Here is a 26,732-nt window from a genome sequence, read left to right as displayed (position 1 = left end):
AGAAAAATCGGAAGAAAAGTAGAAAGGAAAAGGTATATAGAGCATGATTTCCAGTGATATGCATTGGGACATTCCAATAATTATAGCGCTAATTTTTATAGTAGTTGTTTCTCTGTATTATTTATCTAATTTAATAGATAAAATTACAACGTGGTTATTTTTAAATGGAAATACAATGAAGAAAATCGTGAAAAATACAGAAGAATTAGGTAATCTATCTCGAAAATTTTATTCTGGTTTTGGTGAAAAGGAAGACATAGTAAAGTGGAATGAAATTTTGTATAGAATGCAAAATGAGTTAATACGAGTAAGAAGTCATACAATAAATACTCGTGAATTTAACTTCTTAGCAAAGATAGAGGAAATACAAATACAGTATATATACTATCAGGGAGTATTCAAAGATTACCTGGTTATATATCATCCTGATCATAAAGATTTAGAACATATCACAGATCCTTTGGAATATAAGATTGAAATGTTTAAGGGAATGGCATATAGCCTATTATACGAGTCAGTAACAATCCTAGATCAATCTAAGACCAATGATGCTAAAGAGTTGATTATAAAAATTTCTGGAATTATTGATTTAGACAGTAGTAATAAACGTTTGATTATGACAAGACTGCATTCAGAAGCTTATCCAATACACGAGTTGGCAAAGATCTTGTGTGAAGTTCGAAAGCATTTACCTAGTAGTGGAATTGAATCCTGGCATGAAACATTAGCTTTTTGTTTATCCGGATTATATGGGGATATTTAAAGAGTAAAAAGGGGAAATTTACACTTTTACACTTGTGTAAAAGTGTAAAGGTGATATAATAATTTTATCAATAAATTGGGGGTTTTAGCATGGAAAACAAAAAATCAATTGATTTTTTATCGGGTTATAAATGGAAAGGGAAAGAGAGAGAACAAATTATTAAAGAAATGGAACTTGAAGATTACGAACAAAAATATCTAGATCAAGCAATGAAAGAGTTAGCGGCAGAAGAAAAATATACTGGATACGATTTGGATAGAAGAATACTTTTACTAATTGATATGTATGAAGATGAAGATGATTTTGATGAAAATGATGTTGTTTATATCAGATAAAGGAATAGGTGAATCAAATGGAAATATATAATTCAGGCGATATTGTAAGGGTGTTTTATCCTTTTAAATCAAAAGCATTAAGTAATGATAATGAGGAACAGACAGGAAAAAGAAGATTCGGCCTTATTATAAATGCTGGGAATAACAGAACGCTAGCTTTACCAATTCTTCAAATAACTTCGCATGGAGGAAGAACAGAGCAAACTAATTATAAGTTGAGAGCAGATGAAATTAAAGTTCCAGAAAGTGTTACATATTACAAACGTTCAGCTCAAGGAAAAGTTCCTGTATATGGAGTAATCAAGACTGAAAGAATTGAGTTTTTTGATGATGATGAAATATCAAGGCCATTAACTAGCGTAGGTTTAGATACAAAAATTGCTGTACTTAACAATTATAAAGAGCTTTTGAAAAAGAGGAACTTTGTAGAAGTGTTAAACGAAGAATCACCAGGTCATATGGAGGCAATGAAATGTTTTGAACGTGCAATTATCGCTGAAAAGTTAAGTTTTTTAACTACAGATCTAGGGGAATGCAAATATGAGCATATGGAAGATAAAGTACTTAAAATAAATAAAATACAACCATTAGGGAAATCAGATACAAATAAAAGAATCCATTTCTACGCTGTTGAATTAACAGATGAAGAAAACATGGATTCTTTTTTTTATAGCATCGCAACAATGAAGCAGCCTAAACAGGTTGCCAGAGAATGGGGAAAGCCAAAAACAGCTGTTGATTGGTTAAAAGAAGATGAAAGGTTTTATAATTTACAAAAAGATATTAGTAAGGTGTTTAAAGATCTACCTAATCCACACCCTAATAAATATAAAGCTTTTTCCTTATTCCGCAAAAATACGTTAGAAAATGCTATGGAAAGATAAATGGAATTTAATACCACGTTATGTCTAGAGCAACTGATAGAGTTGGTCTTTTTTTATTATTTCTTTTAAAAAAGGAGGGGTAGATTTGCTTCTCATAGATGTTTCACCGTATATGTATTTTTGCAGCATCATATTATTTGTGCTGTGGATGCTTTATAAGGTAATGCAAAAGCGTAAAGTGAAAAATATATTCTTAAAGTCAGGGATCAGAGACATTGATCAAATGGATGGACGACAATTTGAATTTTTTCTTGAGGCTATATTTACAAAGCTGGGATATAAGGCAGCTGTCACGAACGGTAGTCATGATTTTGGGGCAGATCTAATATTTGAAGGAGAAAATAGAGTTGTTATTCAAGCGAAAAGATATGGTTTTAAGAACAGAGTAGGAATTAAAGCTATACAAGAAATTTATGCAGCTAAAGCCTTCTATAAAGCTAATGAAGCATGGGTAATCACAAATAGTACATATACATCATCAGCAAAACAATTAGCAAGAGCATGTGATGTGAAACTACTGGATAGATCATCTTTACAAGAATTTATTGTACAAGTAAATCCAGAACAGAAACCAGCTGATATAAGAAAATCAGTAGAACCAGCAACAAGAAAGTGTCCGAAATGTGGAGAGGTATTGGTATCTAGGACTCATGCTGGACGAATGTTTTTAGGTTGTTCGTCATTTCCACAATGCAGGCACACTGAAAAAGTGGCAAATTAATATTCGGAGGTATTAGAATGGGAAGACTTTGTTTGTTAGAAGAAATTACATCAAAAGAAATGGTATTTTCCACGAGCGGTGAGAAAGTTTCAATACCAATTGGAGATTTTGCATTTGATCACCTGGAACAACAACTAACAGCAGGTGAACCAATTATGTTAGAAGTAGATATTGAAAAGAAGAGATTAGTAGGTTTTCATGAACAAATAATTCATCATGAAAGAGAAATAGAAAATATAGCCCTTCTAAGAGCGGATAATCCATTTGGAGAGGGGAAATAGTAATGGCGAAGGCAACTTATAAGAAAAAGACACCGGAGCAGCAGAAAGCAGAAGTAGCGGCTTTAACCGAGAATATGGATAAAGCTATAGAGGGACACTTTTTATCGCCAGAAAATCTAAAAGAATACCTTCAATTTATGGCACAATTTTATCAATACTCACCAAATAATGTATCTTTGATTCAGAATCAGTTTAGAGGGGCAAGTGCCGTAGGTTCATTTAAATTTTGGAAGGATAAAGGTTATTCGGTCCAAAAAGGTGAGAAAGGTATTAAAATTCTAACTCCATGCCCTGTTAAAGGGCGTTTTCAAGATGCAGAAGGAAATTGGAAGCTTTTAAAGGAAGCAAAACCAGATGAAAAAAAGAAAATAAAAAGTAAAGAGTTTAAAAGTTATCCAGATTATATAAAGTACTCTATAGGGCATGTTTATGATATTAGTCAAACAAATGCCCCAGCTAGTGATTTACCTAAAATTTTTCCAAATAGGTGGCTAGATGGAAAGGTAGATAATTATGAGGTATTTCAAAAGGGATTAGAGAAAGTGGCAGATCATATTGGTGTTAAAATACAACCGTGTAGAACTGATTTAGGAGCTGCGAAAGGCGTATTTTATCCGATGGAGAACGCTATAGAGTTAAATCATCGTAATTCAGAAGTGCAAAATGCTACAACACTTATACATGAATTAGCTCATGCTAAGCTTCATTCTGGAATGAAAGTCTTTAATATTGAAACACATGAAGCAGAATTTCAAGCAGAAATGGTATCCTATGCCGTTTCTGCTTATTTTGGTTTGGGTGGCGAAGATAAAGAAGAGAAGAGTCTTCAATATATCTATAACTGGACGAAAGACCAAACATTAGATAATAAAGAAAAACTATTAAAAGAAGTTCGAGCAGCTAGTGTGGAATTTATTGAAATCATTGAGAAAGAGCTTGTAAGAGCTAAAGAAATAGAAGCAGAGCGTATAAATGACCAAACAGGTAATAAAGTATACTTAGTGCGTTATGAGGGGATAGACAGCGCTCGAATTGAGGAAATGGAGAAGAAGCAATTTGTAAACTGGTCAATAAAAAATGAGTTTGCTTCAGAAATGTTTAAAGATAAACATGATCTTCTAATTAAACGTTTTAATGGAAAGAATAAAGATAAATTCTTTGCGATCAACGAAGAGGATTGGCCTACTACACAAAATAATGTCAAACGTCCTCTAATGTTGGTAAAGTGGTCTGAACATCATCAGCTCTCCGGTAATTCAGCTATGCCTTTTGGACAGGCAAATGAATTAATTTCAAGATTAGAAAAAGAAGTGCAGCTGGGTAAAGAGGCAGGAAGGGAAGAACTTAATTATTACAAGACTCGTTACAATGTGTTAGTTCCACAAGAAGATAAAGTTTCTATTATTAATCCCCAGCGATATGACATTGGGGATTATTTTTATTCTGGACCAATGGAACAAATAGTGAAAGACCAGGAACAGTATGGAATTCAGTACTTAACAGATGATCAAAGAAGTATTTTATTAAATGAAATTGTATACCATAACGAAAACTCAAAATTAGATGTTAAAGAGGATTTAAAACATGGCCAGTTAGAAAGGGAAAAACGAGAATTGGAGTTTTCTAGATAAATTAAAAATAGCAGGGTGATTAGATGTGTGAAGGAAAAGAAGATATAGGAATTCCGTTAGATTACGATGAAATTGGGGAATGTGATCTTTGCGAAAAAGATAGTCGTTACTTAAAACATGGTTATGATAACTTCGGTGTACATGTCATAAATCACTGTATGTTTGGTTGCAATAATGAAAAAAGTACTTTTCACAACTCTAAATGTGATATTGAAAAAGAACTGAAATTAGATAATATACTTTCATAGAAATAGTCCCTTTCCTTCATAGGTAAGGGACTATTTTTTTATAAATAAAAATGGGAGTTTTATGAGAGTATTTTGACAGCCATGTGATCGGCAACATGTGTAACGTCAGGCTAAAATGAAATTGTATCTGTAATGGGTGTGATAGAGAATGTTAAGAAATTAAACATTATCTTATAGAAGTGGGGGAAATATTAATGAGTGATTTTTTTCTAATATATGTTACCTTATTAATTTTCATTGTGGTATTTTCAATTTGTTTTTCTATAGTTATTAAACCAATGCAAAGCCTACTGTTAAAAATAATATTAGGTATTGGGATTTTTGTAGTTGGGATAGGGGGTTATGGGCTAGTTTATTTATTTACTAATTTATTTGTACACTAAACGTTGTTATTCATGATGATTTTGTTAAATTTGAATTTTATTAAGAAATAGGGGAGCGGCAGATGGATAATAAAAAAAATGAAACGGTAAGTTGTGAATGTAAAAGTTGTGAGTGTGATTTTTTGGCGATCACTGGAACTAAAGAATTCGAATTGAAAATTTGTTATAGATGTTTTTTGAATGGAATGGCTGAATCATATTTAGCTAGACAAAAAAGAGTAATGAGTAAGGAGAAGCGTAAATAGCTTAATCAAACTTGAATTTTGTAGAAAGTGGTGATGATAATGTCTGTGAGAAAGTGTAAGGCGTGTAGCGGAAAAGGATTTGTTTTTATAACTGTCCCTGACATTAAATTTAAATCTATTTATAATTATTCAATTCGTGATACTGGAGAAAAAGCACAATGTAGTAAGTGTTTTGGGAAAGGTGTGAAATAGAACAAGAACGTTATTATATAGAGTTGTATCAAACTTAAATTTTGTCAAGAAAGGGTATGAGAATTACTAATATGAAAGATAGTTTTTAGAAAAGGAGAAAGATAGCATGATTAATTTCAAGAATAAATCTATTTCGAAGATAGAGGGGATTACAGCTATTTTTATAGGAATGTTAGTTGTTAGTGGCGGGTTGTTTGGGTTGTCATTTGTAGCTACCCATAAAATGATTCAAGCAGTTTGTATTTTTATCTTTAGTATATCAGTTATCATAGTAGCGCTCCTTATGCTTTATGAGAATAGAATAATAAGAAAGAAATAATATTAGGGATATGTCTTTTTAAACACGGATTTAATTGAAATATAATTTGAATTTCGTGGATAAGGGGGAAAAGGAATGATATTAATTACCCAACAGTTTATTGACATGCTTAGAAATATACAAAATGATAACTTTTATTTTTTTATATTTTTACATGTATTTATTGGAAGTATTCTTTGTTTAATGCTTATTAGTAAAAAATTTAATATCATACAATTTGAATGGTTCACCATAAAATATGTGTTTCTATTTTTAATGGCTACAATTATCTATAATTTCGTCATTATTTGCAATGGTTTAAGATTATTTTAAATTGGGTTATAAAAAAACGTTATATTGCTGGTAGTGTTTTTGATAAGAAAGTATTCATTGGGAATTTATTAATAATTTAAATTCATTAATCAGGTTATTTATATGTAAATATATTGTTTGTAGTATCCTTGGGCCATTTTATTTGTTTTTTAATTTAAAAATAGACTCTTACTTTAACAGGTAAGGGTCTATTTTTATTTCTAAATAAAAATGAGAGTTTTAAGGGAGTTTTTTGCCAGTAATGTGGTCGGCAGTATGGGAAATGAAAAGTTAATCTAATAGTATGGAAAAACAAAGATTCCGATATGAATTTGAATTTTGGAATCTTTGTTGTTAAAGAGGAGCTAGAACAGACTCTTTTTTCTTATTTTAAGAATGGATACTAGTTTTAAGGGGGAGAATTTCTTATGAAAAATATAGTGCGGATTGAAGAAAAACCATTTGCTTTTATAGAAGGATGCATTAATGCTCTTTTCTTAGTCTTCCCCTTTTGGGTCGTAGTATTTTGGGTCGTTTATTGGATATTATTTTAAAACCTCTAATTGAAAAAAATTTTATATGTAATTAGGAGTGAATAACGATGAAAGAATTATTTGTCTGTGAAAAACCATCACAAGCGGAGGATTATGCAAAGGCATTAAGTGGTGGTTCTACAAGGAAGAATGGTTATTATGAAGGTAATGATGGGCGGATATATACATATGCATTTGGCCATTTAGTTGAATGTGTAAATCCAGATCAGATTAATCCTGATTTTGGTTGGAAGGGTGATCCATCAAATTTACCATTCTTTTTAAGAGATATTCCTTTACAAGTAAAGGATGATGCAGGAGTTAGAAAGCAGTATAAGATTGTTGTAGATTTGATGAAACAAGCAGAAGTAATATATTGCTCAACAGATGCTGGGAGAGAGGGACAGCATATATTTTCTAAAATTTTTAAGAAAGGAAATATTGGAGATAAAAAAGTAATGCGCCTTTGGGTCCGTGATCAAACGGAGAGTGGTATAAAAAAAGCTTTTCAAGAGGCAAAAGATAATAGTGAGTATGCTGGTCTAGTTCTTGCTGGTAAGCTCCGTGAAGAGAGTGACATGTTAATCGGTTTAAATGCAACACAACTGCTTACGAAATTAAGTAACAGCCCTTCCGTTTTATCACTTGGGCGAGTACAAACACCTACATTAGCTATGATTGTAAAAAGGGATTATATAATCGAAAACTTCAAAAAGGTAAAACATTTTACCATTGTTGCTCCGATAATGAATTTAGGAAAGGATTCAACAAAATCATTTGAAATGGTATTAGAAAAGGACGAGCAGCTGACACAAGAGGATGCTCAAGCTAGAGTAGATATGTTGGGGAATCGTACAGGTTACTCAGTTAAATCGGAACAAGTAAAGGAAAAACCTCGTAAGCTCTTTAGCTTAACGTCTCTACAGGTATATATGAACAAAAAAGTAGGCTGGAGTGCATCAAAAACATTAGATGTATTACAAAAATTATATGATAAAAAGTTTGTATCGTATCCACGTACCAGTAGTGAATATCTAGCAAATGATGAAGAGTTACCAGGACTATTAGCGTGTCATTCGTCAAATGAATGGGTTAAATCCATTATTGATAATGGATGGGAAATTGAACAAACATTTATAGATCCAAGCAAAGTATCGGATCATGAAGCTATTATTATTACCTCTGAAAAACCTAGTAGTCTAGTTTCGGATGAAAAAAAGCTATATGATGAAATTTTCTTACGTTTTGTAAGTGCATTTTACCCTCCAGCAGTATTTGAGAAAGTAACAGCATCTTTTCAAGATGGTTCAGAAACATTTAAATCAACCGAAAAAGTGTTGCGAGAACAAGGTTGGTTAGTTTTAGAAAATAAAGGGGTTCAAGAAAGTGTGCTCCAAACAACTACATTAGATATTATTGGAGATTACGCTTTAAAAGAAAAAGAAACTAAGCCACCAGCTAGGTATAGTGAAGGTACGATACTTGAAGACATGGAGAAGGCTGGGAAGTATGTTGAAAGTAAAGAAAGTAAGGCAATATTAAAAGCTGCTGAAGGTGTAGGTACTCCAGCAACGAGGGCACAAATTCTTGAGACATTAAAAAAACGTAATTTTATTGAAGAAAAAGGAAAGCACCTAATCTCAACAAAATTAGGTAGAACAGTTATTATGATGATGCCACCTTCATTCTGCTTATATAGTGCGGAATTAACAGCAGAATTTGAAACTTCTTTAGCTAAAATAGAACGAAATGAGAAAACAGAGCAAGAATTTTATGATGATTTAGAGAGTTTAATTGGTCGTATAGCTGCTGAAATTAGAGCAAACATCAAGAATGTTCAAGGTGCAGTAAAAGCAGCTACAGCTAGAGAGGTTATTGCAAAATGTCCGAAATGCAGGAAGCCAATCTATGAAAATACTAAGTCATTCTCATGTAGTGGATATAAAGAGGGGTGCAAAGTATCTTTATGGAAAAATGGCTTGGAGAAATTAGGTAAAAAAAATATTACTAAAAATGAAGCGGCAAAGCTTTTATCTGGCCAAGTAATTAAAGTTAAATTAAAAAGTGCTAATACAGGAACACCATATAGCAAAGAAGTGCGCTTTAATAAAGAAAAATGTTGGGTTGAATTTGCTAATTAAGGGATAAGGAAACGAACTAACATGAAATATATAGTAACGAAGGTTGGTCTCTTTTTAGGAAAATGTAGGACTGTATGTCTAATGATAGTATGTTTTTGGCTGATAATGTTTTTAGTAGCGGGTAAACACTTTTTTTAAGTTTTTATAGGGATTATTGAAAAAATGAGCTTTCAAAATCATTTTTAAGGGTTTTTATTGTTGATTGTAATACCATAAGGTTTAAAGGGCGTAAAACCTCGTATATGGAATATAAGAGGGGTATATATTTTAATGATTTTAAGAATAAGAAAGATCCCCATATAAGGTACTGTATTTACCTTGAATGGGGATCTTTCTATTTTGGTGTAGTTGATGTTATTTGGATACTTTTTTTAATGTTGGTTATCTGGTTTTTAAAATTGTAGGCAAAAGTAAATTTATTTCTGTATTATTTATAATAAAATATTAATTATAAAACAGAAAATGATTATTTGGATAAATGAAGCTAATAACATTTTATTTAGATCGAGCAGCATACAGCTGACCTCCCTAACTGTTTATTTTAGAATATATTTTGGACTATTTTACAGTTTTATTTTTTGAGAGTATAATAAGTTGTATACAATGGGTTAAAGGACAAGAGGAGTCTTGTCCTTTACAATATACTTCAACACCTAGAATGTGAGGGTAGGATCTCGCATTCTATTTTTTTGTTTTGGAAATCATTTATAAGGTAATTAGTTTCCATAATATCGTCTCACATAATCGGATGCAATTTCCTCTAGACAGCTATTAATATCACGTTTTTGAGCCGCATATAATTGTAATAGACGTTTAGCATATTCACGTTCTTTAGGTTCAAATTGTTTCATCATTGATATGATGTTTTCACTTTCAAAAACGAAAATTTTTTTGTTGAAATTAATTAGAATTACATCGTTTTTTACAGGATGTTCACTAAAGAATTTTTGGAAAAACGGATCTAACTCTGTACTAATTAACATTGTTTGCATGGTTTTACACTCCTTTTATTTGTGCTGGCATATAGTCTTATGCCTACCTTTATTATATCACTTTTACACTTTTACACAAGTGTAAAAGTGTAAAAGTGATAACTTTCGCTTCTATTTTTTACTTTAAGTAAAAAAAGAGATGCATAACAAGCAGTGTTAAGGGTTAAGTTTTGAATCAAATTTAATTATTATTTGAGGATTTTACTAATTGAACTTGGAAAATATCATATTCTGTTATTCCAAGAACACGCATTTCCTCTTTAAAACTTTGTGAAGGTTGGACCTTGATAGATTTTTCTGTTTTATCCCGCAATGTATAGATTCTAATGTAATTCTGTTTGTGCTTAGTATTAATCATTTGTGTTACCTCCCGTAATTTCATATATTTGGTATAATTTGATTTGTAGAATATAGAAAATAAGAATATTTATATTATATAAGGAGGGGAATTTAAATGGAAAAAGTAAACAGGTTACAAACCACAAGAGATGCTCTACGAGAATTATACCTAAAGTCAGGAAATAGATGTGCATTTCCTGGTTGTGAGAAAACAATTTTGAATGATAAAGGAAATGTCGTAGGACAAATATGTCATATTGAGGCGGCTAAGCCAGGTGGCCAGAGATTTAACTCTAGTCAAACAAACGAAGAACGTAGGCAAGCAAGTAATTTATTATTATTATGTTATGAACATCATATTGAAACTAATGATGAAAAAGAATACACAGTAGAACGATTAAAGAAAATGAAGGAAGATCATGAAAAAAAATATGGAGATATAGAAAATAAGCTATTTAATTCTATCTCTGATAAAACAAAGAACCAAACATATTCATATTGTAGGTCATTAAAAAGATTTGAAAAAACTTTAGAGTGGTCGTTGGATGAGGAAGAACGTTTGCAATGTGTAAATCAATTAAAAGAAGAAGTTAATAAGCTCAGAAATTTATCACCTGAACCTCGTGCCATTTTTAAAATAATGCTTGAGAAATCTGAAAAAGAGTGGATATACTTAGATGAGATTCCAATGATAACGCGTTTATCTAGAAATGACGTAAAGGGATATGTACAGCTTCTATGGAGGAAAGGGCTAATAACGGAACCAGAAGTAAATGATGATATTGCAACGAGTTCATTTGTATGTGAGTTGTGGCCTAACATAAAGCAGTTTGCTGAACGTTCATCTATTACTCTGGAAGAAATTATTGATAATATGGATTTTTCATTGTTAGATTAGTTCTAAATCTAAATAAATTATAGTATAGTATTAGTGGGTATATTGTAGTCATTTTTAATGGTTATAATGAGGAAAGACGATAGTGGAAACACTATCGTCTTTTTTATGTTTTTATTTAATTTTCCATATTACTATATATCTTCTTAGGAATTCATGGCACAGTACTATTCGAGAAAAGTGTGTATAATTATAATGCCGGATTCCTTTGTATTATGCTAAGTATTGAAATTGCTAGGATTATTAAATCATAATTTAAATGAATAAAATATCCCATTAAAATGTTTTGATATTTTATAAAAATTATTAGATGGGTTGTTGCAGGTATACCAATTAAGAAAACACAGTGTAATAAATTAAAGCCGTAAGTTGGTAGGTGTAATAAACCAAAACTGATACTAGCTAACATAATTGCTGTAATAATTAGAGTCGATGACTTAAAAATAAAAATACGGATAAGTTTGTAAAAAACAATAAACATAGAAACAAACATTAAATGTTCACCGAATATTTGCAGGATCATTCTAATAATCCTTATAAATAAAATTGATATTTCACCACTAAAAGCATTGTTAGATTTTAAATTGATTGGTACAAAATAATATATGATTAATAATATAGCAAATACAGCAAGTAGAACAAGAGAAGCCCATGTAAATGATGTCTTATAGTGCTTCCAGTTAGGCTTTTTAAAAATCAGGTGCAGTTCGTTCCTAAAAACGTATATAAAGGGGAGTAAAATGATTAATAAAAAGAGTCCACCTTCAAAGATTTCAATTAAATATTTATTTGTATCTACAAATAGAGGTTTAACTTTAGCGTCTACTATATATAAAGCAAAAGTAGAAAAAAGACTTGTTATCATTAAGAATGCTAACTTATATAATGATTTCTCATGTGAAATTAGTTGTAAGTAATGATCAAACTCCTCAAAATTTAAGTATTTGTTTTTTTTATTGTTATTATTACTCATTTTTTTCCTTTCTATTTAACGTTCTCCGTTTTCATAACGTTTCACAATCCTGTAAAAAGTGGTGCTTTTCATATTGGTTCTTCTCATGGCTTCAACCGCTGTAATCTCTCCGTTTTTCCAATCTTTATACGCTGAGATAAATTCGTCTGTGATTTGTATTCTGGGTCTCCCCATATGCGTTCCTTTCTTCTTAGCGATATCAATACCTTCACGTTGACGGATTTTAATTCGTGTTCGTTCTTCTTCAGCAAGCCAGGAAAGAATTTGTAATACCAAATCAGTAATAAGAGTGCCTAAACTATCTTTGTATTTAGTTGTATCAAGTAACGGCATATCTAATACGACTATATGTGCTTTAATGTTTTGGGTAATATCTTGCCACTCTTGAAGAATCCCTTCCTTATTCCTTCCAAAACGATCTAAAGAATGTATGTACAAAATATCTTCTTCCCTTAACATTCTTTTTAGAAGCTGATATTGATACCGATTAAAATCTCTGCCGCTTTGTTTATCTATAAATATATCACGTTCATCTGTTACGAATTTTTTTATTGATTCAATTTGACGTGCTTCGTTTTGATCCTTTGTACTAATTCTTATATAACCAAATTTTCTAATATTCATATTAAATCCAACCAATCTATTTTGTTTTTAGAAGCTGCAATAAAAAATATAATTATTCAATTTTTAAAATACTAATCTCATTATACAATAAAAGCGCTTCAAAAGGTGCTTCTATTTATGGTACATCCCTAAAGTTATTTTACCTACCTTTTGAAAATCGATTTCCTGCAAAAAAACAACCGTTCCAAAAGGAGTACCTTTTGGGACGAAAAAGGAATCCGTATATTAGCTGTTTCTCAGGATGTTAATAACATTATTAATTCCTTATAATATAATAAAATGAATAAAGGGTTAGAAAAGGATTTCATTATTTTCTTAAATTCTAAAATGAAAATTTACAATTTTTATGAATCATTTCATGATAGAATTATTATATACAAGTATATGTGTTTAAATATGTAAAGGCGCTTAATACGATCTGCTTTTAGGGGTTTTTGGGTTATTTAAACAGAAAAAATGGTAATTATATCAAGAACGATATATAGTGGGTATATAAACTCAAAAAAAGTGAAAAATTTAAAGGTACTAAGATTAGTAAGGAAAATTTGGTTTTAGATCATTTAATCCAAATGCACTAAACGTTTACAGTATATAATCATTATAGGAAATTAAAAGGTGAGGAGGGATAGTATGCAATTCTACAAGATATTAAGACAAAGGGAAATGAAGAAAGAATCTTTTTGCAACTTACTTGATATGCAAAATTATGATTATGTAAAAGGGAATTACCCAAACTCTTTTGCAATAAAATATAATCCTGATTCATTTAACCAGTTGCTTAATAATAGTGTAACATTCAGAGAGTACCAGAGCAGATCTATCCAACAATTATTTGTTACAAATCAAAAGTTCCTCGCTATTTTAAACTATATTGATTTTTTTCATATGGTAATGGCAGACTGCTTATTTGTTGAGGACAATAATAGTTTGTATTTAGAGGAATATGATGAATTGTCCTCGGAAAGCGTTGAGGATGTAGTCTGTAGATACGGATTTAATATAAAAGAAATTACATTTATTACAAATGATAGTAAAAGAAAAATAGTTCTTCAGAAAAATGGAGTAATTGGAATAGACGACGGGCTAACGGAGTCTGAGTATTCCAAATTACTAAAATTTATTGATACTCTAAATTTTGGACTAAAGGTAATTGACACATGAAAAAAGCTTTCTATGATTTCATAAAATCAGGTATAAAAATTATTGTAACTTTTGTAATAACATTTGTTACTGCTATTATTTCTTCAAATAATTCAAATATCTTATATGATTTTCTAAATCGACATGGATATTCTGATCCTACAACACAAAAGGTTATATTGAGCGCTATAATTGCTGCTGTTGTTGGCGTTATACAATTATTACTTGGTTTGCTTTATAAAACTTTATTATGGGGTATTAAAAGATATTTTGAGCGTTTGACAGTGGATATAAACTTTAAAGTCAATAATAGAAATAAAGAATTAATCAAATTTAAACCAGTAGGCGGAGAGTACGTAGAAGAACAAGTTGATATTGAGCTAAAAATTTCCCCGGCTGGTAAAATTTCAATGTTTATATTAAAACTGTTAGGATTGCAGATAGAGATTTTCTTTAATCCGCAGATAATTGATGTAACTTTGGTAAATGACCAAGAATGGCTTAATGAAAAAGCGAGTACTAGAGTCAATGAGAAACAGGCAATTTGTATTAGTATTTTAGAAAACTACCGTTTAGGTGGACTTTCTATGAAACCTTTTATAATGACCGAGAGTATAGTTATTCTTCCGAAGCGAGTTAAAAGAGATACTGCGCATATAGATTTTAAACTCACGTCAGTCGTAGGAAGTAAAATAAGTAGTGCATTATGTGATTCTAATATGAAAGAGTTGAATATTGAATGTGAAGGAGGTAAATAGATGGCAAAAATATATTCTAATATTTTTTTACTAAATGATATTAATAGCTTATCTTCTTTGGATGAAGTGTTCAGAAGACAACATAGAGAGTTACTATCTCATGTGAAAAAAGATGTAGATCAGGTTGCTCGTATGTGTGAGTCTGAAAAAAATTTCATTTATTCGTGGAAAGAGATAGGCCAATTAGAAGAAATGAAATTACCTAAAATTAACGGTGAAAATAATTCTACAGAGGAAATTATTTTTTATCAGAAGGCAATCGCTAATTTAGAGTACTCAAAGAAAAAGCGAAAAGATAGTTTTGGAGATTTCCTACCAAAGGCTGAAAGAGTAAATGATTTAGATGTTGAGTCATTGTTTTTTGAAAAAGGAAATAAAGTGTATGTACTTATTATTACGTCAAATGATTACAACATTAGTAGATTTAAAACGCTGATTGGTGAACACAATATTTCCCTCACAAATACTGAATACTCTCTTGATCCTGATATGTTTAACTGGTTATTTTATGTTTATACGGAACGTGATGGAATTTTAAATGATGACACGAAATTAGAAAATATTAGTGGTTTTGTAGGTAATGTAACTGATGACGCCAATGTTTTTACAGGAGCATCTTATCAGACAACAGAACTAATAGCGACCAAAGCATTTATAAGTAATGGTGGAGAACTAAAAAAGATAACACTTAGAGTTAGAGACACAGATGTAGATATTACTTGTATGGTTAATGAAAATTCTACTGTTGTAATAAGTTGTAATGCCTCATTAAAATTAAGAATAATGGATAGCATGGATAAAGCCACTTTTTTGTTATTGTATTTATATGGTTACTTAATCCTTAGGTTAAAACAATTGTATAAGAATGAATCTGATAGCTTTATCAAAGAAGATAATCCCAAATTTTCAAAGAAAATTGGGATTGATGTGATTAAATCAATTGTTGAAAAAAATAATATTTCATTGAAAGATCTTGAATCATTTTTGGTAGAAGTCTCATGTGAACAAGAGCATAGTTGATAATTATGTTTACTTAATCAATTGGAAGGATTGTTTATTTATTAGTAAAGTAAAGAGTGAAAAAAGGTAGAAGGAATGTCTTTCTACCTTTTTTATTATTTGAATTCTACATAAAATTTAGTGTCAATGATCCCAAAAGCAACTTTACACGGAAACGGATTTTTTTCTACTGAAGCAGCACGCATACAAGAAAGTACCCAATGTTCTAGTTCTAAAGGTAAGCGATATAATTGAATACTACCATCATTGTTTTTTACTGTTATAATCGGCGCAGTTACCCTGGTTGTAGCAAAATTATCCGTTGTTATTATTGCTACAGCATCATTAGTGTGAAAACCAGCACCTAGAACTTCATAAATCATTCCATCTTTTTCATTAATAATCATTGGTATATTTAAATGGGGATAGTCATTTATATCGTTATGAATAATTGCTCCTGCTGCACTCTTTCTTATTTGAGCCTCTTGCATTGTGTACACTCCTTTATAATAGTTTGAATGTGCTTACGTAAATAAATTCTATTTTGCATCTATTATATTATAAAATTGCAGTTTCATCCTATTATAAAAAGCATCGGTACATATAACAGCACTATTTGGTGGATCAATATCAATAACAGTCATATAGCTAGAGAGCAAATAACCATCTTCATAATATGTAATTAGTATTTCTTCTTCAGATAATAAGGAACATAATAACATGTTCTCAATTAGTTCTTTTTCTTCATCTGTTAAGATCGGCCGAGTTACTTTGTTTTTCTCCTTGATGATTTCACGTATCCCAGCAAACTGTTCAGGCATTGCTGCGAACGGAGACCATTTCACCATACCTCTTCCTTTTGGCATATTAGCGTTATTCATGATCTGTGTCCTCCTATTAGTGTATTTCGGTGTCTAGCTGTAGCGCTATGCGTGTAGGAAATCCCTCGTAAAATACTGTTCTTCCCAAACTTTATTCGTATTTCATCCATTACTTTTGTTAACTTAACTTCTTGTTCTCGTTTCGTGACATTATCAAAAAGAGAAATTTGTTCTTCCCCTTCTTGAATTAGGTTTGTTAAGGATATGTTTATACTGCGAATGGGTTCGCCAGTATATTGTTGATGTAAAAAGTATGTACAGATATTATATATATCCATTGTTAAATTTGTTGGGCGGTTTAAAGTATGTGTTTTTCTAATGCCACCGGTATAACTCTTGCTATAACCGACAGAAAAATGAACGGTTTGGGCAAGTTTATTTTGTCTTCTAAGCCGATAACAAACTTCTTCTATATGTTCCAATAGAATAATCGGAAATTCTTCTATTGTGTAGTCACGCATTAAAATTTGGCTTTTTCCAACAGAAGTTGTGGCAGGAACATATTTTTCTGAAATGCGACTAAAGTCGATTCCGTGGCTATGTAAGTGTAATTCTTCCCCAATCTTGCCAAAGCTCTGTTTTAAGTATTTAAGGGGATAATTGGCTAAATCTCCAATAGAGTATATTCCCTTTCTATTTAACTTTTCTTCTGTTTTATATGATATGCCCCAAAATTTGTTAAGGGGGCGTATGCTCCATAGTTTGGTAGGTATATCCTCGTACTGCCAAAAAGCAATTCCATCTTTGTTCTTCTTAGCTTCAATGTCTAGGGCAACCTTACTCATGAGTGGGTTAGGAGCAATTCCGATGGTGCATTCAATTCGTGTATGATCGTATATTTCACGCTTGAATTTCATTGCGAATTTATAAGGATCTTGGGCAAATAAATGAATACTGTCCGTAATATCCATGAAGAATTCATCAATGGAATATTGGTGGAAATCCTCAATAGGAACGTATTGCAAAGCTAATTTTGTTATGTAATTGGAGCATTTAATATAAGTACTCATAATTGGATTTACAACAAGAATATCTTTTCTGCGAGGAATCTCGTATAATCTTGCCATCTTCTTTACACCTAATGCTTTTAATGGTGGGGTTGCAGCCAGAACGATTGAACCATTTCTATTCACATCACCTACTACAGCCAATTTTGTATGCATAGGATCTAATCCCATTTTGATGCAACTAACTGAAGCGTAAAAACTCCGTAGATCCACACATAAGATGATTCTATTCGGTAGGATTGAATAGTCATACACTGTGATTCCTCCTTCATAAAAGAACGTCTGTTCTTATTATACACGAACCTACGTTCTTTTATGAAGGGGGATTTTAAATATAAAAAAAAAGTTTATAATTAATTGAGAAGTTGCAATGTTAATTATTGGTTGCAACAAAAAAAGGGGTTGCATTCTATGGGGAAAGTTTGTGCTTATTGTAATTCTAGTTCTAGGAAATTAACAGGTGAACATATTTATCCGTATGGTCTCATCTCTAAATTCCCCGAATTTGATCATGTTTTTTTTGAAGGAGGAAAGGCAATACCGTTATCACCAAAAAAACAAGTAGTTAAAGATGTATGTGAGAGTTGTAACAACGTGGCACTTTCGAAATTAGATGATTACGGAAATGCATTTATTCTTAAATATTTTTCTAAAGATATTTCGCCTAAAGAAGAAATAAGTATTGAGTATAATCAACTTGTGTTAAGTAAGTGGATAATGAAAATCTTATACAATGGTACGAGACAGGGGAAAAGCTCTAATTGGTTGAAGCAGAATGCGAAGTATATTATAGGAGAAGATTCTGAAGCAACAAGTAAATATAGCTTGTTCTTGGGTTCGTATGTAAAATTAGGCGCTATGATGGGTATGCCTTTTTCAGGAATAGCTAATCCGAAAATTTTTTTAGCTGGTAAACCTTTTGGGAAAGAACCTGATTTATATGAGAATGAAAATGTAGAAGTAATATATCTTTTAAGATTAATGAATGCAATTTTTGTGCTAGTTTGTTGGAAAGAAAATAAATGGACTTTCTCTGAAGAAGAGGATTTAGCTAGACTATTACCTCATAGTTTATTAAAGGAGGATCAAGATTCCGCGGTAATTCTCCGAGTTACTGATGTTATTAATAGTGCGCATCATTATTTAGTATCTTCAAAACGGGCGCAGTATGATCATGATATGATGATGAAAATGATGCAATTTGGTTTGTTCTAGAATATATTACATTACAATAAATTTATATACTTTTTGTATATAAATATGGTCGATTAATATAAAAACTCCATTTTAGAATAACTAAAAATGGAGTTTTTATATTTTATAAATTCACACGCCATCTTATTTTACATGCCTGGAAAAACACTTGAAAAAATTCTTCATTATATAAAGGTAAGTCTGATAGATCTACTTTATATCCATTAAATAATGACTGTCCAGCCTTAACCAATGGTAGGGTTGTTCCAGTAAGTGCGCCAGGATTTACCCCTTTAATATCCTCTTCAGGAGAGAGTAATTCACCTAATGGAGAGTATTCTATCCTGCATAAAGACCAATCAAAACACTTGTGTATTTCAGGGTGTGCAGTTATATAGAAAGCTGCTTCATATTCAGGATCATCACCAGGCTCAATTCCTTTTGTATCTAATAATCTAATGTAATTCCGTTCATGTTCTTCATTTGCAAAATACATTATTCTATCCCCTTTGTTATAAGAATCTTCATGATCATTTTCAATAGAATTTCATGGTTTTCAATATATATTTTCGGTGCTTTAATCAGTATCCCTTTTTAAGAATTTGTAAATTGTGTTTATATGTTACCTTTATACGTAACATAATATTAATTTGATATGCTATGCTAGATTATATGGCTATTTAGGGGAGTGGGGATTAATGGAAAGTGAGTTTTTAATTAATATTCCAGGTAAAGGGCTATCATTAGAAGAAATAGCATTTTCGTACTTAGAATTGATAGAAGATGATTTTAATATAACAATTGATGAAATGGCTAATTATCTTAGGTGTAGTTATGATTATGTTCAAAAGAATATAGCGCCATACATATATCATGTATATATTAACTCTGTAGCAAATAAGGCTTTATTTACAAATTGTGAGGATAGTAAATATGTTGATCTGTTTACGAAACGTAAATTATTTTCACGAAGTAAGTTTCAACAATTTTTATTAAAAGAGTCGGCTTTGTTGGTTGATCGGCAGCGGTATTATTTTGAAGAGTTAAGCATCGCATCCAGGGATAAATTGATGGGATTAGCCGAAAAACAAGAACAAAAAACTACTACTACAAAGATGTTTGAAACTATAGCGCTACAGCAGACAAGTCTTCTATATTCGAAAACAGATTTGATGAATAAAGTTGTTAAAGAGTTTCCAGTTAGCGAATTACCTATGAAATTATATAGTCTCAAAGATTTATTAGATGGTATAGATGATCTTAATTTGAAGTTTCGATATAAAGTATCGGTGTATCGCTACCTGGAGAAACAAGGGATTCCAAAGATGAAGATACAATCATTAATACGATATAGAAGAGAAGATTTAGAAAATACAGCTGTGTATTCGCTGCCTTTAGTAGTAGATAAAAAAGAAGTGTTAACAAGCATTGAAAAAATGCTAGGGACGGATGTATAATTAGTTGGTTTTTTTAAGCGTAATTTGTACGTTTTATTGTAATCTTATTACAGATTTTTAATTGGGATGGTGTTATAAGTGAATTTGTTTATTATTGGGAATGGATTTGATTTAGGGCATGGTTTACATACGAGGTATTGGGACTTTCGTTCTTATTTAAAAGAACATCAAGGAGACTTCCTGAGGGATTTTGAAGATAAATATTATTTGGGGGGGAAAGGGTTACAAACTTATCTATGGAATGATTTAGAATTTAATCTAGCTAATATTGATGAATATGTATTGATTGAACAAATGCTTCAAAGTACGGATTTGGGGCTAGAAAGTGGAAATGTTGGTATAGAAGATACTTTGAATTATTACTTCGGAAACAAATTTAAGTACATTGAAGAATTAACTAGCTATTTAAAAGAATGGATTAAAGTAGTAGATCAAGAGTTGGACGATATAAATAGAAGGACATCTTTAATCGATGAAAGCCATCAAGATATATTTATAAACTTTAATTACACCACTACTTTGGAGGATATTTACAATATTTCAAGATCGAGTGTTTTACATATACACGGTGTAGTAGATTCAGATGATGAATTAGTGTTAGGGCATTCAAATTCATCTAGAATAGATTACTTTAAAGAAAATTATGATGACTATCAAAATAAATTAGATGAACAAAGGGCACCAATATATAAGGTTTTAACTGACTATTGTTCTAAAACATATAAAGAAGTAAATAATTATATAAATCAACTATCTTCATTGAATTTTGATGCTGTTGAGAGAGTAATTATAATTGGACATTCTTTAGGTGAAGTGGATTTGCCATATTTTAGAAAAGTTAAGAAGCGAGTTAATCAAAATACAGAATGGCATGTTTATTATTACGGTGAGAATGAAATTGAAAATTTTAGAGATAAATTGAATCAAATAGGCATAATTGAACAATATATAAAATTTATTCACTGTGACAAATTCTATGATTTACCTTGACTAGAGCAAACAAAAGTAAATTAAAAATGTGTAATTTTATAATTTACTTTTATTCAATTTTTTTTATAAAAAGGACTCTTGTGTGTATCAGGAGTCCTTTTTATAAATCTTATTATATATTACCTATAAAGGTAACATATAATATAATCTATTACTTTCCATTCTGACAAAATACAGCAAAGACCGTGCGAGCTTCGTCGATGGATTTTAAAAGGGATTATTCCTTCAATATGGAATTCCACTTATAGGAGGTGGCGTAGCGCTATGTCAGAAGCGGAAATAGTATATACCAGCAATGAGGTTTATAGTCGTTTAGGGGTAAGCGGCAGCACACTTAGAAAGTATTCGGATGTTCTTGAGCGTGAAGGTTATGATGTAAGAAAGAATAGTAGAGGGAGAAGAGAATATACAGAGTTTGATGTTGTACTTATTGAACAGTTAGTAGAATTGAGTAAGCAAGATGGCATGACTTTAGAAAAAGCTGCGAAAATGATTGCAAAGCAGTTTGGAATCGCTATTAAGAAAGAGGAGTCTCAGGGAGCAGATCCAGTTCCTTATCAAATGCAATATCAATTCCAACAACAATATAGCGCTATGATAGAAGAGATTAATAAGGTGCAACAAGCAAACTTATTAGAGATGGAAAAGAGACTAGGTAATCGTATAGATCAAAAGAACAAATTAATTGAAGAGGATATAAAAGAAAGAAATAAATTAATTATGGAAGATATGAAGGATCGGAAGGAACGTGAAGAAAGGATAGAAAGGAGGTTAGAGCTAAGGGACGATAACCTTATGAAGATGGTCAGAGAGATCCAAGAAGCAAAACGTACTATTATATTAGCCCAGGAAGAAATAGCGGCAGCTAGTTTGAAAAAGAAGTCATGGTGGATGTTTTGGAAATGAGTACCTTTGGTAATGAATGTGCAGAATTTGTAGGAAGAAATTATATAATACTCTCTTGTCGATCGTTTTTAATTTATCTTGAAAAGGGATTCTAATATAGGAGATTTACATTTGTATGTTGAACTATTAATCAAGAAGGGGGCGTTCTTTTTGGTGAAAGATAATGATGTTATCAATATTAAATATAAGCAAATGGATAAAGATCCTGAAATAAAAGAAATAGTTAATGGAATAGAGCGTTTAATTTTAGGAGATAAGGCTGTTGGATTATTGAAACATTTGGGTCTAACTCCTGGAAAGGTTCAAAAATCTTTAGATGAGCAATGGGAAAGAGAGTTTGATGATTTGTTAGAAGAGAATAAAAATTATATTTTTGAAGAATCACGGAATCGTTCTATTAATGTGTTTCAAATGTGGATGAAAGAAATGAAAGGCACTGAAATAAAATTCACGGAAGAAACTATTTTTGCAAAGTTAGAAGAATTCCAGCAAGAGGCAGAGTTGCAAGTTATAAAAGAATTGGTAGAAGCGAATTTGTAAACAATAATACGTATTTGTGTTATCAAATTACACATAACTTACCGCATCTATAATTAGATGTATAAAAAGATAGAAAATTGAGAATGATTATAAGGCGGTTAAATGAAACTTTTTTTATGCATAAATTTCGATTGGTTAAACTACTGATCATAGTGTATTCAGTCGAGAAGGAACAGGAGATCGTCACGAATAATCAACACATACATAGCCTGGTGCGCCTATATACATCAAGTGTTTGAAAAAATGTCACAATAGGGATATTATTGTTATTTGTTTTATAAACAATACATATGTGAAAATTGCCTGGTTCAGTTGCCCTAAATTGATACTGGGCTATTCGTGTTTTTTGGTAACCTATATCTATTTGCTATATAAAAAAGTTAAGGTTACCCTATATTTAATGATTATTATCAAAAGGTTATTATTAGAAATTTTTTCCGAGACGTACATCAAATTCCAATAAATTTATGATTCCATCAGAAGCAAAATAAAAAGTTACCAGTTGGTTTGAGTGTCATTAAATGTAATATTTTCACAGAAGGGTTTTATGTGGTAATTCTAACTATGGATAATGCGATTATAAGAAAATAAAAAATCCCACAAGTTACCTTGCAGGATCACATACAAAATAGGGTATTCTGTACGTTCTTATTTTACATGAACAATCAAATATAGTTCTATAAATATGTTTCTAGTATTTTAAAGTTTTAGTGGCTTTTGAACAGACAAGACGTATTTTGATAAAGTGAATAAATACGAAAATTTATCAAGTTGAAATTTAAATTATTTTAGTGTTATAATACAATAGATAAATTGTTATTTTTCTTCATCAATCTCGTGTGTTTTTAGTAAGAGTTTGTTAATCACAGCCCCTTTGCACGCACCGTTAGGGGTTGAACTCTTTTAAATAACTATTTTGTTTAAATTTCATGTAATTCGTCAAGATAGGCTGTGACATATCGAATGTGCGCTTCTCTGTTTCTTCTCCGGCTCCAGGTTTCCATTCCTGTAATTTGTATTCTTGGAAATCTCTCTTCTAAAAGTTGTACCAGTAATTGCTTGTTTATATCATTGTCAGCCAAATGTGCTTCTCTATCTTCCTCTATGAAAACAAATCCTTTATCACGAAGTTGTTGTATTTTATCCGCATTTTCTTCTTTATCCGATACAGGTGTACTACTTAATAACATTGAAACTCTACCTAATTGAAAACCAAACTTTATATCTAATCCGCCCCATTTGCTAAAACTCATTTCTGAAATGTAATTGAATCCAAGTTCATCCCACCAATCATCAATCTTGCGAGTTAAACCTACTAATTGCTCTTTTAATCCATCAATTGGCTTCATATTAGCCATCTGTTGTTCCAATTCTCGAATACGTTTATTGGCATTACGAATATCTATGTGACGCTCTGCTCTTTCCTTAGCAAGATTAGATTCATAATTTGTGGCTTTTGCTATATCTGAAATATGGCACTCTGATAAAGAAATTAATGTCCCTTTCATTTCTTCAGTTAAAATATCTTTTGATAACCACTCATGCATTTGTTGTACTGCAAAGAACAAGTCTTTTAATCCTTTTAAAGCAACTGCCTTTTGATCTACATTTAAAATAACTAATTTCTCTTGGTTTTCCATCTTTCATTCCTCTTTTCAATAGTTATTGTCTTGTTAAATACATCATAACAATTTTACACTTTTACACTTATGTAAAAGTGTAAAATTAAAATTTAAAAAATAATTTTTAGTTGCTTTTCGTTATTATTGAAGATTTATTCTCAAAGCCTTGTATATGTTCTGGATGAAAAGCAAACCAGGGGGCATATAACATACACTGTATTTTAAGTAAATCTAAAGCTGATTTACTCACATCTTGAGCAGATCCTTTTAGAGAAAAATTTGAAGCAGGAAGAAAGGTTGAACCACAACCAACGCATGGATCATTTACAGTCTTTTGTTTATATTCTTCTCTTTTTAAAGGGTTATTAATGTCTTTATATACTACATAGGTCATCATAATACTTAGCTGAAAAGGAGTTGGAAAGTATCCTAAACCATCTTTATATCCTCTCCCTGTTTGCTCACATAAGATAATCGACATATAATCACTTGGGTATTTTTGCATTAAGAAAATATTAAAGTGTTTATAATAGTGCTGATTTAATTTTTCTGTTATTTTTGGTGAGTTTGTTGTTAACGCTAATCCCCAATGTAACCACTGAATAAATGTATTCATCCCCGCTTCATGGTAATCTAAACAATTTTGAAGCATCTTTACAGTTGTTTCAAAGCCTTTATTATTAGAGGTTATCCATTCAATTTGTGGAATTGGTCCAGAATGCTCTATTGTTCCAGCGTGAATAATATCAAACCAATAATCCCATCTTTTCCAAAGTAGACTATCATATCCAAATAAAAAAGGTAATAACCAACCTCTTTTCTTTAGAGAATCATTGTGATCAGTTGGTAAGCCATTTATTGCTTTTGCATAACACAATACGTCTTCATTTAGTTTTACTAGTTCTTCCCTACTGTATTCCCCTATTTTAGTAGATTGTTGTTTTTCTTTATGATTCATAAAATACCACCTTTCAAATTAGGTATAAGAAGCTTTAATAAGATAATACACTTTTTTACACTTTTACACAAGTGTAAAAGTGTAAAAATGAGATTTGAATTATATACTCTAAGTAATTGAATTGGGGCTTGTTTAGCCATGAAACAGAAGGATGAAACAAGTATTAACGGACATTATTTATATTATTATTAAAAATCGTTATATTATAGTAGTATTATATAGATGAGTATTTTTGTGAATTATAGGAAGGAGCAATTTTATGAATTGGTTAAATCGATCAAACACGGAAGAAGAAATTAGATTTCATTCAGGAATTTATAAGTTTAAAATACCTTATTTAAAGAATCATTTAGTCCCTAATGAAGATAACGAAGTAAAAGTATATCATTGTGATGTAGAAATGCACGTGGGTAGAGAGGATGATCTACAAGAAGGCATACTTGCGACAATTGTCATGACTAGTGTAGAAGCGATCACAAACGATATAGAACATATTGCGACTTCTATCTATCATGCAATGTTCCAAGATGTTTTTTATACGCATTTAATGAAACAAAATCAATTGATAAATAAAATTAGATGGGTAGAAAAATATGAACCAGGTATTTTATCGGTATATCCTAAAGGACATTGGGTAGATGTTAAGTTGCAATGGGATGAAAAACAAAAGTCATATACTAATCCTTCTTGGTACAGCTCACCAGTTGAATCTTGGTATGTAAATAAATAATAACAATTAAGTAGAGATGGTAAGAATTATTTTAATTCTATACTGTCTCTTTTTAATGGATATAACTGAAAAAAGATGTCTATTATAGTATCAGTTAATATGAGGATTTCTAAGGGTGAGTTTCTTTATTTCTTTATTAAATTAGAGAATTTAGTAGAAGATGGAGGGGAGAAAATGGTAAACTTAAATAAGTAATTGTATATTGTGAGGGCGGTCGAGTTGCTATCCTTTCTCTTATTCAAGGGAGAAAGGAGGTGACTTTACATGGATTTTTTACTCAATTTATTGCAAGATGCTGTAAAAATCTTTTTTACAGTATTTGTGACAGCTTATGCAAATAAGCTTGTCAAAAAGATCGGCAGTAAACGTAAAAGAACCGCCCCTAAAAATGCCTGCAAGCGAAAGGGCGGTTCTAAAAAAAGATAATTTAATTTAGCAACCGACCACCTTGCGGTAGCAGTTACTTAGACAGGATGTTGACGCATCCTGTCTTTATTAGTTTATACACACTGTTTAAAAATATACTAGCTGCTAATAATTATTATAACAAGTATTAAACAAATTGTTAATTAATTTATCTGAGATTCTAGCGATAATGGGTGGTTTTTTACTATTTTTGATAAGGGTGAATTGTAAGGGGACTACACTCTCATTTATAAGCGTTTAATACGTTTGAATATAATTACATTAGATAACTATAAAAGAACTGTTACAAACGAATATGGAAAGAACTTTTTAAAATGTGTTTCTTAATTACAAC

The 26,732-nt window shown here is 30.9% G+C and carries 32 protein-coding genes; 22 read left to right on the top strand and 10 right to left on the bottom strand.

Going from position 1 to position 26,732, the window contains the following annotated elements:
• The first annotated feature begins 43 nt into the window (after window positions 1-43).
• The 11 genes from ACTFN4_RS29190 to ACTFN4_RS29140 all read left to right on the top strand — a co-directional run bounded on the left by ACTFN4_RS29190 (window position 44) and on the right by ACTFN4_RS29140 (window position 8,967).
• Window positions 44-763, top strand: coding sequence for a hypothetical protein (locus tag ACTFN4_RS29190; RefSeq protein WP_439963239.1), 720 nt, complete (start codon window positions 44-46; stop codon window positions 761-763).
• 89 nt (window positions 764-852) lie between these two features.
• A complete protein-coding gene (locus ACTFN4_RS29185) occupies window positions 853-1,098 on the top strand; it encodes a hypothetical protein (protein WP_439963237.1) in 246 nt (81 codons plus the stop codon).
• Between the two features lie 17 nt (window positions 1,099-1,115).
• The gene (locus ACTFN4_RS29180) at window positions 1,116-1,982 is read left to right on the top strand and encodes a hypothetical protein (protein ID WP_439963236.1); all 867 of its coding nucleotides are present in this window, start codon (window positions 1,116-1,118) and stop codon (window positions 1,980-1,982) included.
• A gap of 112 nt (window positions 1,983-2,094) precedes the next feature.
• Complete coding sequence (locus tag ACTFN4_RS29175) at window positions 2,095-2,703, top strand: restriction endonuclease (protein ID WP_439963252.1); 609 nt, start codon at window positions 2,095-2,097, stop codon at window positions 2,701-2,703.
• 17 nt (window positions 2,704-2,720) lie between these two features.
• Window positions 2,721-2,984 (top strand): hypothetical protein, encoded by a 264-nt coding sequence (locus ACTFN4_RS29170; protein ID WP_439963234.1) that lies wholly within the window; start codon window positions 2,721-2,723, stop codon window positions 2,982-2,984.
• 2 nt (window positions 2,985-2,986) lie between these two features.
• A complete protein-coding gene (locus ACTFN4_RS29165; protein WP_439963233.1) occupies window positions 2,987-4,615 on the top strand; it encodes an LPD25 domain-containing protein in 1,629 nt (542 codons plus the stop codon).
• 23 nt (window positions 4,616-4,638) lie between these two features.
• A complete protein-coding gene (locus tag ACTFN4_RS29160; protein ID WP_439963232.1) occupies window positions 4,639-4,863 on the top strand; it encodes a hypothetical protein in 225 nt (74 codons plus the stop codon).
• A 445-nt stretch (window positions 4,864-5,308) separates the two neighbouring features.
• On the top strand, window positions 5,309-5,491 hold the full coding sequence (locus ACTFN4_RS29155) for a hypothetical protein (protein WP_439963231.1): 183 nt from the start codon (window positions 5,309-5,311) through the stop codon (window positions 5,489-5,491).
• A gap of 39 nt (window positions 5,492-5,530) precedes the next feature.
• Entirely contained in the window at window positions 5,531-5,683 is a 153-nt protein-coding gene (locus ACTFN4_RS29150) for a hypothetical protein (RefSeq protein WP_439963230.1), read from the top strand.
• 106 nt (window positions 5,684-5,789) lie between these two features.
• Window positions 5,790-6,002, top strand: coding sequence for a hypothetical protein (locus ACTFN4_RS29145; RefSeq protein WP_439963229.1), 213 nt, complete (start codon window positions 5,790-5,792; stop codon window positions 6,000-6,002).
• Window positions 6,003-6,894: 892 nt separating this feature from the next.
• Window positions 6,895-8,967, top strand: a complete 2,073-nt coding sequence (locus ACTFN4_RS29140; protein ID WP_439963228.1) for a DNA topoisomerase — start codon at window positions 6,895-6,897, stop codon at window positions 8,965-8,967.
• A gap of 716 nt (window positions 8,968-9,683) precedes the next feature.
• Here ACTFN4_RS29140 and ACTFN4_RS29135 read toward each other — a convergent pair.
• Both ACTFN4_RS29135 and ACTFN4_RS29130 read right to left on the bottom strand, forming a co-directional pair.
• Complete coding sequence (locus ACTFN4_RS29135) at window positions 9,684-9,959, bottom strand: hypothetical protein (RefSeq protein WP_439963227.1); 276 nt, start codon at window positions 9,957-9,959, stop codon at window positions 9,684-9,686.
• A 181-nt stretch (window positions 9,960-10,140) separates the two neighbouring features.
• Window positions 10,141-10,317, bottom strand: coding sequence for a hypothetical protein (locus ACTFN4_RS29130; RefSeq protein WP_439963225.1), 177 nt, complete (start codon window positions 10,315-10,317; stop codon window positions 10,141-10,143).
• 96 nt (window positions 10,318-10,413) lie between these two features.
• Between ACTFN4_RS29130 and ACTFN4_RS29125 the strand changes: the two genes are divergently transcribed.
• Entirely contained in the window at window positions 10,414-11,196 is a 783-nt protein-coding gene (locus ACTFN4_RS29125) for a hypothetical protein (protein ID WP_439963224.1), read from the top strand.
• A gap of 187 nt (window positions 11,197-11,383) precedes the next feature.
• Here ACTFN4_RS29125 and ACTFN4_RS29120 read toward each other — a convergent pair whose 3' ends face one another.
• Window positions 11,384-12,166, bottom strand: a complete 783-nt coding sequence (locus ACTFN4_RS29120) for a hypothetical protein (protein ID WP_439963222.1) — start codon at window positions 12,164-12,166, stop codon at window positions 11,384-11,386.
• A 15-nt stretch (window positions 12,167-12,181) separates the two neighbouring features.
• On the bottom strand, window positions 12,182-12,790 hold the full coding sequence (locus tag ACTFN4_RS29115; RefSeq protein ID WP_439963220.1) for a recombinase family protein: 609 nt from the start codon (window positions 12,788-12,790) through the stop codon (window positions 12,182-12,184).
• Between the two features lie 630 nt (window positions 12,791-13,420).
• On the opposite strand from ACTFN4_RS29115, the gene ACTFN4_RS29110 reads away from it, so the two are divergent.
• From ACTFN4_RS29110 to ACTFN4_RS29100, 3 genes are read left to right on the top strand one after another with little or no spacing between them, the layout of a single operon-like run.
• Entirely contained in the window at window positions 13,421-13,951 is a 531-nt protein-coding gene (locus tag ACTFN4_RS29110) for a hypothetical protein (RefSeq protein WP_410993578.1), read from the top strand.
• Complete coding sequence (locus ACTFN4_RS29105) at window positions 13,948-14,688, top strand: hypothetical protein (RefSeq protein ID WP_410993577.1); 741 nt, start codon at window positions 13,948-13,950, stop codon at window positions 14,686-14,688. Before ACTFN4_RS29110 ends, ACTFN4_RS29105 begins: the two co-directional genes overlap by 4 nt.
• Complete coding sequence (locus ACTFN4_RS29100) at window positions 14,689-15,708, top strand: hypothetical protein (RefSeq protein ID WP_439963219.1); 1,020 nt, start codon at window positions 14,689-14,691, stop codon at window positions 15,706-15,708. It begins immediately after the preceding gene.
• 95 nt (window positions 15,709-15,803) lie between these two features.
• Here ACTFN4_RS29100 and ACTFN4_RS29095 read toward each other — a convergent pair whose 3' ends face one another.
• Genes ACTFN4_RS29095 through ACTFN4_RS29085 form a run of 3 tightly spaced genes read right to left on the bottom strand, consistent with a single transcriptional unit; the run spans window position 15,804 to window position 17,830 of the window.
• Complete coding sequence (locus tag ACTFN4_RS29095) at window positions 15,804-16,178, bottom strand: hypothetical protein (RefSeq protein WP_439963218.1); 375 nt, start codon at window positions 16,176-16,178, stop codon at window positions 15,804-15,806.
• A 48-nt stretch (window positions 16,179-16,226) separates the two neighbouring features.
• Window positions 16,227-16,568: a YolD-like family protein gene (locus tag ACTFN4_RS29090; protein ID WP_410993574.1), complete on the bottom strand. Its 342-nt coding sequence runs from the start codon at window positions 16,566-16,568 to the stop codon at window positions 16,227-16,229.
• Window positions 16,565-17,830 (bottom strand): Y-family DNA polymerase, encoded by a 1,266-nt coding sequence (locus ACTFN4_RS29085; RefSeq protein WP_439963217.1) that lies wholly within the window; start codon window positions 17,828-17,830, stop codon window positions 16,565-16,567. The genes ACTFN4_RS29090 and ACTFN4_RS29085 overlap by 4 nt, the downstream gene beginning before the upstream one ends.
• A gap of 156 nt (window positions 17,831-17,986) precedes the next feature.
• Here ACTFN4_RS29085 and ACTFN4_RS29080 point away from each other — a divergent pair, with 156 nt between their 5' ends.
• Window positions 17,987-18,790: a hypothetical protein gene (locus ACTFN4_RS29080; RefSeq protein WP_439963216.1), complete on the top strand. Its 804-nt coding sequence runs from the start codon at window positions 17,987-17,989 to the stop codon at window positions 18,788-18,790.
• Between the two features lie 103 nt (window positions 18,791-18,893).
• Here the strand turns inward: ACTFN4_RS29080 and ACTFN4_RS29075 are convergent, their stop codons facing one another.
• Complete coding sequence (locus ACTFN4_RS29075; protein WP_098399284.1) at window positions 18,894-19,265, bottom strand: hypothetical protein; 372 nt, start codon at window positions 19,263-19,265, stop codon at window positions 18,894-18,896.
• 202 nt (window positions 19,266-19,467) lie between these two features.
• On the opposite strand from ACTFN4_RS29075, the gene ACTFN4_RS29070 reads away from it, so the two are divergent.
• From ACTFN4_RS29070 to ACTFN4_RS29055, 4 genes are all read left to right on the top strand, one after another.
• Complete coding sequence (locus ACTFN4_RS29070; protein WP_098399285.1) at window positions 19,468-20,226, top strand: hypothetical protein; 759 nt, start codon at window positions 19,468-19,470, stop codon at window positions 20,224-20,226.
• A gap of 78 nt (window positions 20,227-20,304) precedes the next feature.
• Window positions 20,305-21,216, top strand: coding sequence for a bacteriophage abortive infection AbiH family protein (locus ACTFN4_RS29065; RefSeq protein ID WP_439963215.1), 912 nt, complete (start codon window positions 20,305-20,307; stop codon window positions 21,214-21,216).
• A 264-nt stretch (window positions 21,217-21,480) separates the two neighbouring features.
• Window positions 21,481-22,122 (top strand): DUF3967 domain-containing protein, encoded by a 642-nt coding sequence (locus tag ACTFN4_RS29060; RefSeq protein ID WP_439963214.1) that lies wholly within the window; start codon window positions 21,481-21,483, stop codon window positions 22,120-22,122.
• Between the two features lie 153 nt (window positions 22,123-22,275).
• On the top strand, window positions 22,276-22,662 hold the full coding sequence (locus ACTFN4_RS29055; protein ID WP_439963251.1) for a hypothetical protein: 387 nt from the start codon (window positions 22,276-22,278) through the stop codon (window positions 22,660-22,662).
• Window positions 22,663-23,582: 920 nt separating this feature from the next.
• On the opposite strand, the gene ACTFN4_RS29050 is transcribed toward ACTFN4_RS29055, so the two are convergent.
• Together ACTFN4_RS29050 and ACTFN4_RS29045 are read right to left on the bottom strand one after the other, a co-directional pair.
• Complete coding sequence (locus ACTFN4_RS29050) at window positions 23,583-24,302, bottom strand: hypothetical protein (protein ID WP_439963213.1); 720 nt, start codon at window positions 24,300-24,302, stop codon at window positions 23,583-23,585.
• Between the two features lie 106 nt (window positions 24,303-24,408).
• Entirely contained in the window at window positions 24,409-25,242 is an 834-nt protein-coding gene (locus ACTFN4_RS29045) for a hypothetical protein (RefSeq protein ID WP_439963212.1), read from the bottom strand.
• A gap of 259 nt (window positions 25,243-25,501) precedes the next feature.
• Between ACTFN4_RS29045 and ACTFN4_RS29040 the strand changes: the two genes are divergently transcribed.
• Window positions 25,502-25,972 (top strand): hypothetical protein, encoded by a 471-nt coding sequence (locus tag ACTFN4_RS29040; protein ID WP_439963211.1) that lies wholly within the window; start codon window positions 25,502-25,504, stop codon window positions 25,970-25,972.
• Window positions 25,973-26,236: 264 nt separating this feature from the next.
• On the top strand, window positions 26,237-26,398 hold the full coding sequence (locus tag ACTFN4_RS29035; RefSeq protein WP_162841993.1) for a hypothetical protein: 162 nt from the start codon (window positions 26,237-26,239) through the stop codon (window positions 26,396-26,398).
• Window positions 26,399-26,732 lie beyond the last annotated feature (334 nt).

Source organism: Bacillus cereus group sp. MYBK95-2 (assembly GCF_051915225.1).
Lineage (GTDB): Bacteria > Bacillota > Bacilli > Bacillales > Bacillaceae_G > Bacillus_A > Bacillus_A cereus.
This window is presented reverse-complemented; position numbering and strand designations above follow the sequence as displayed.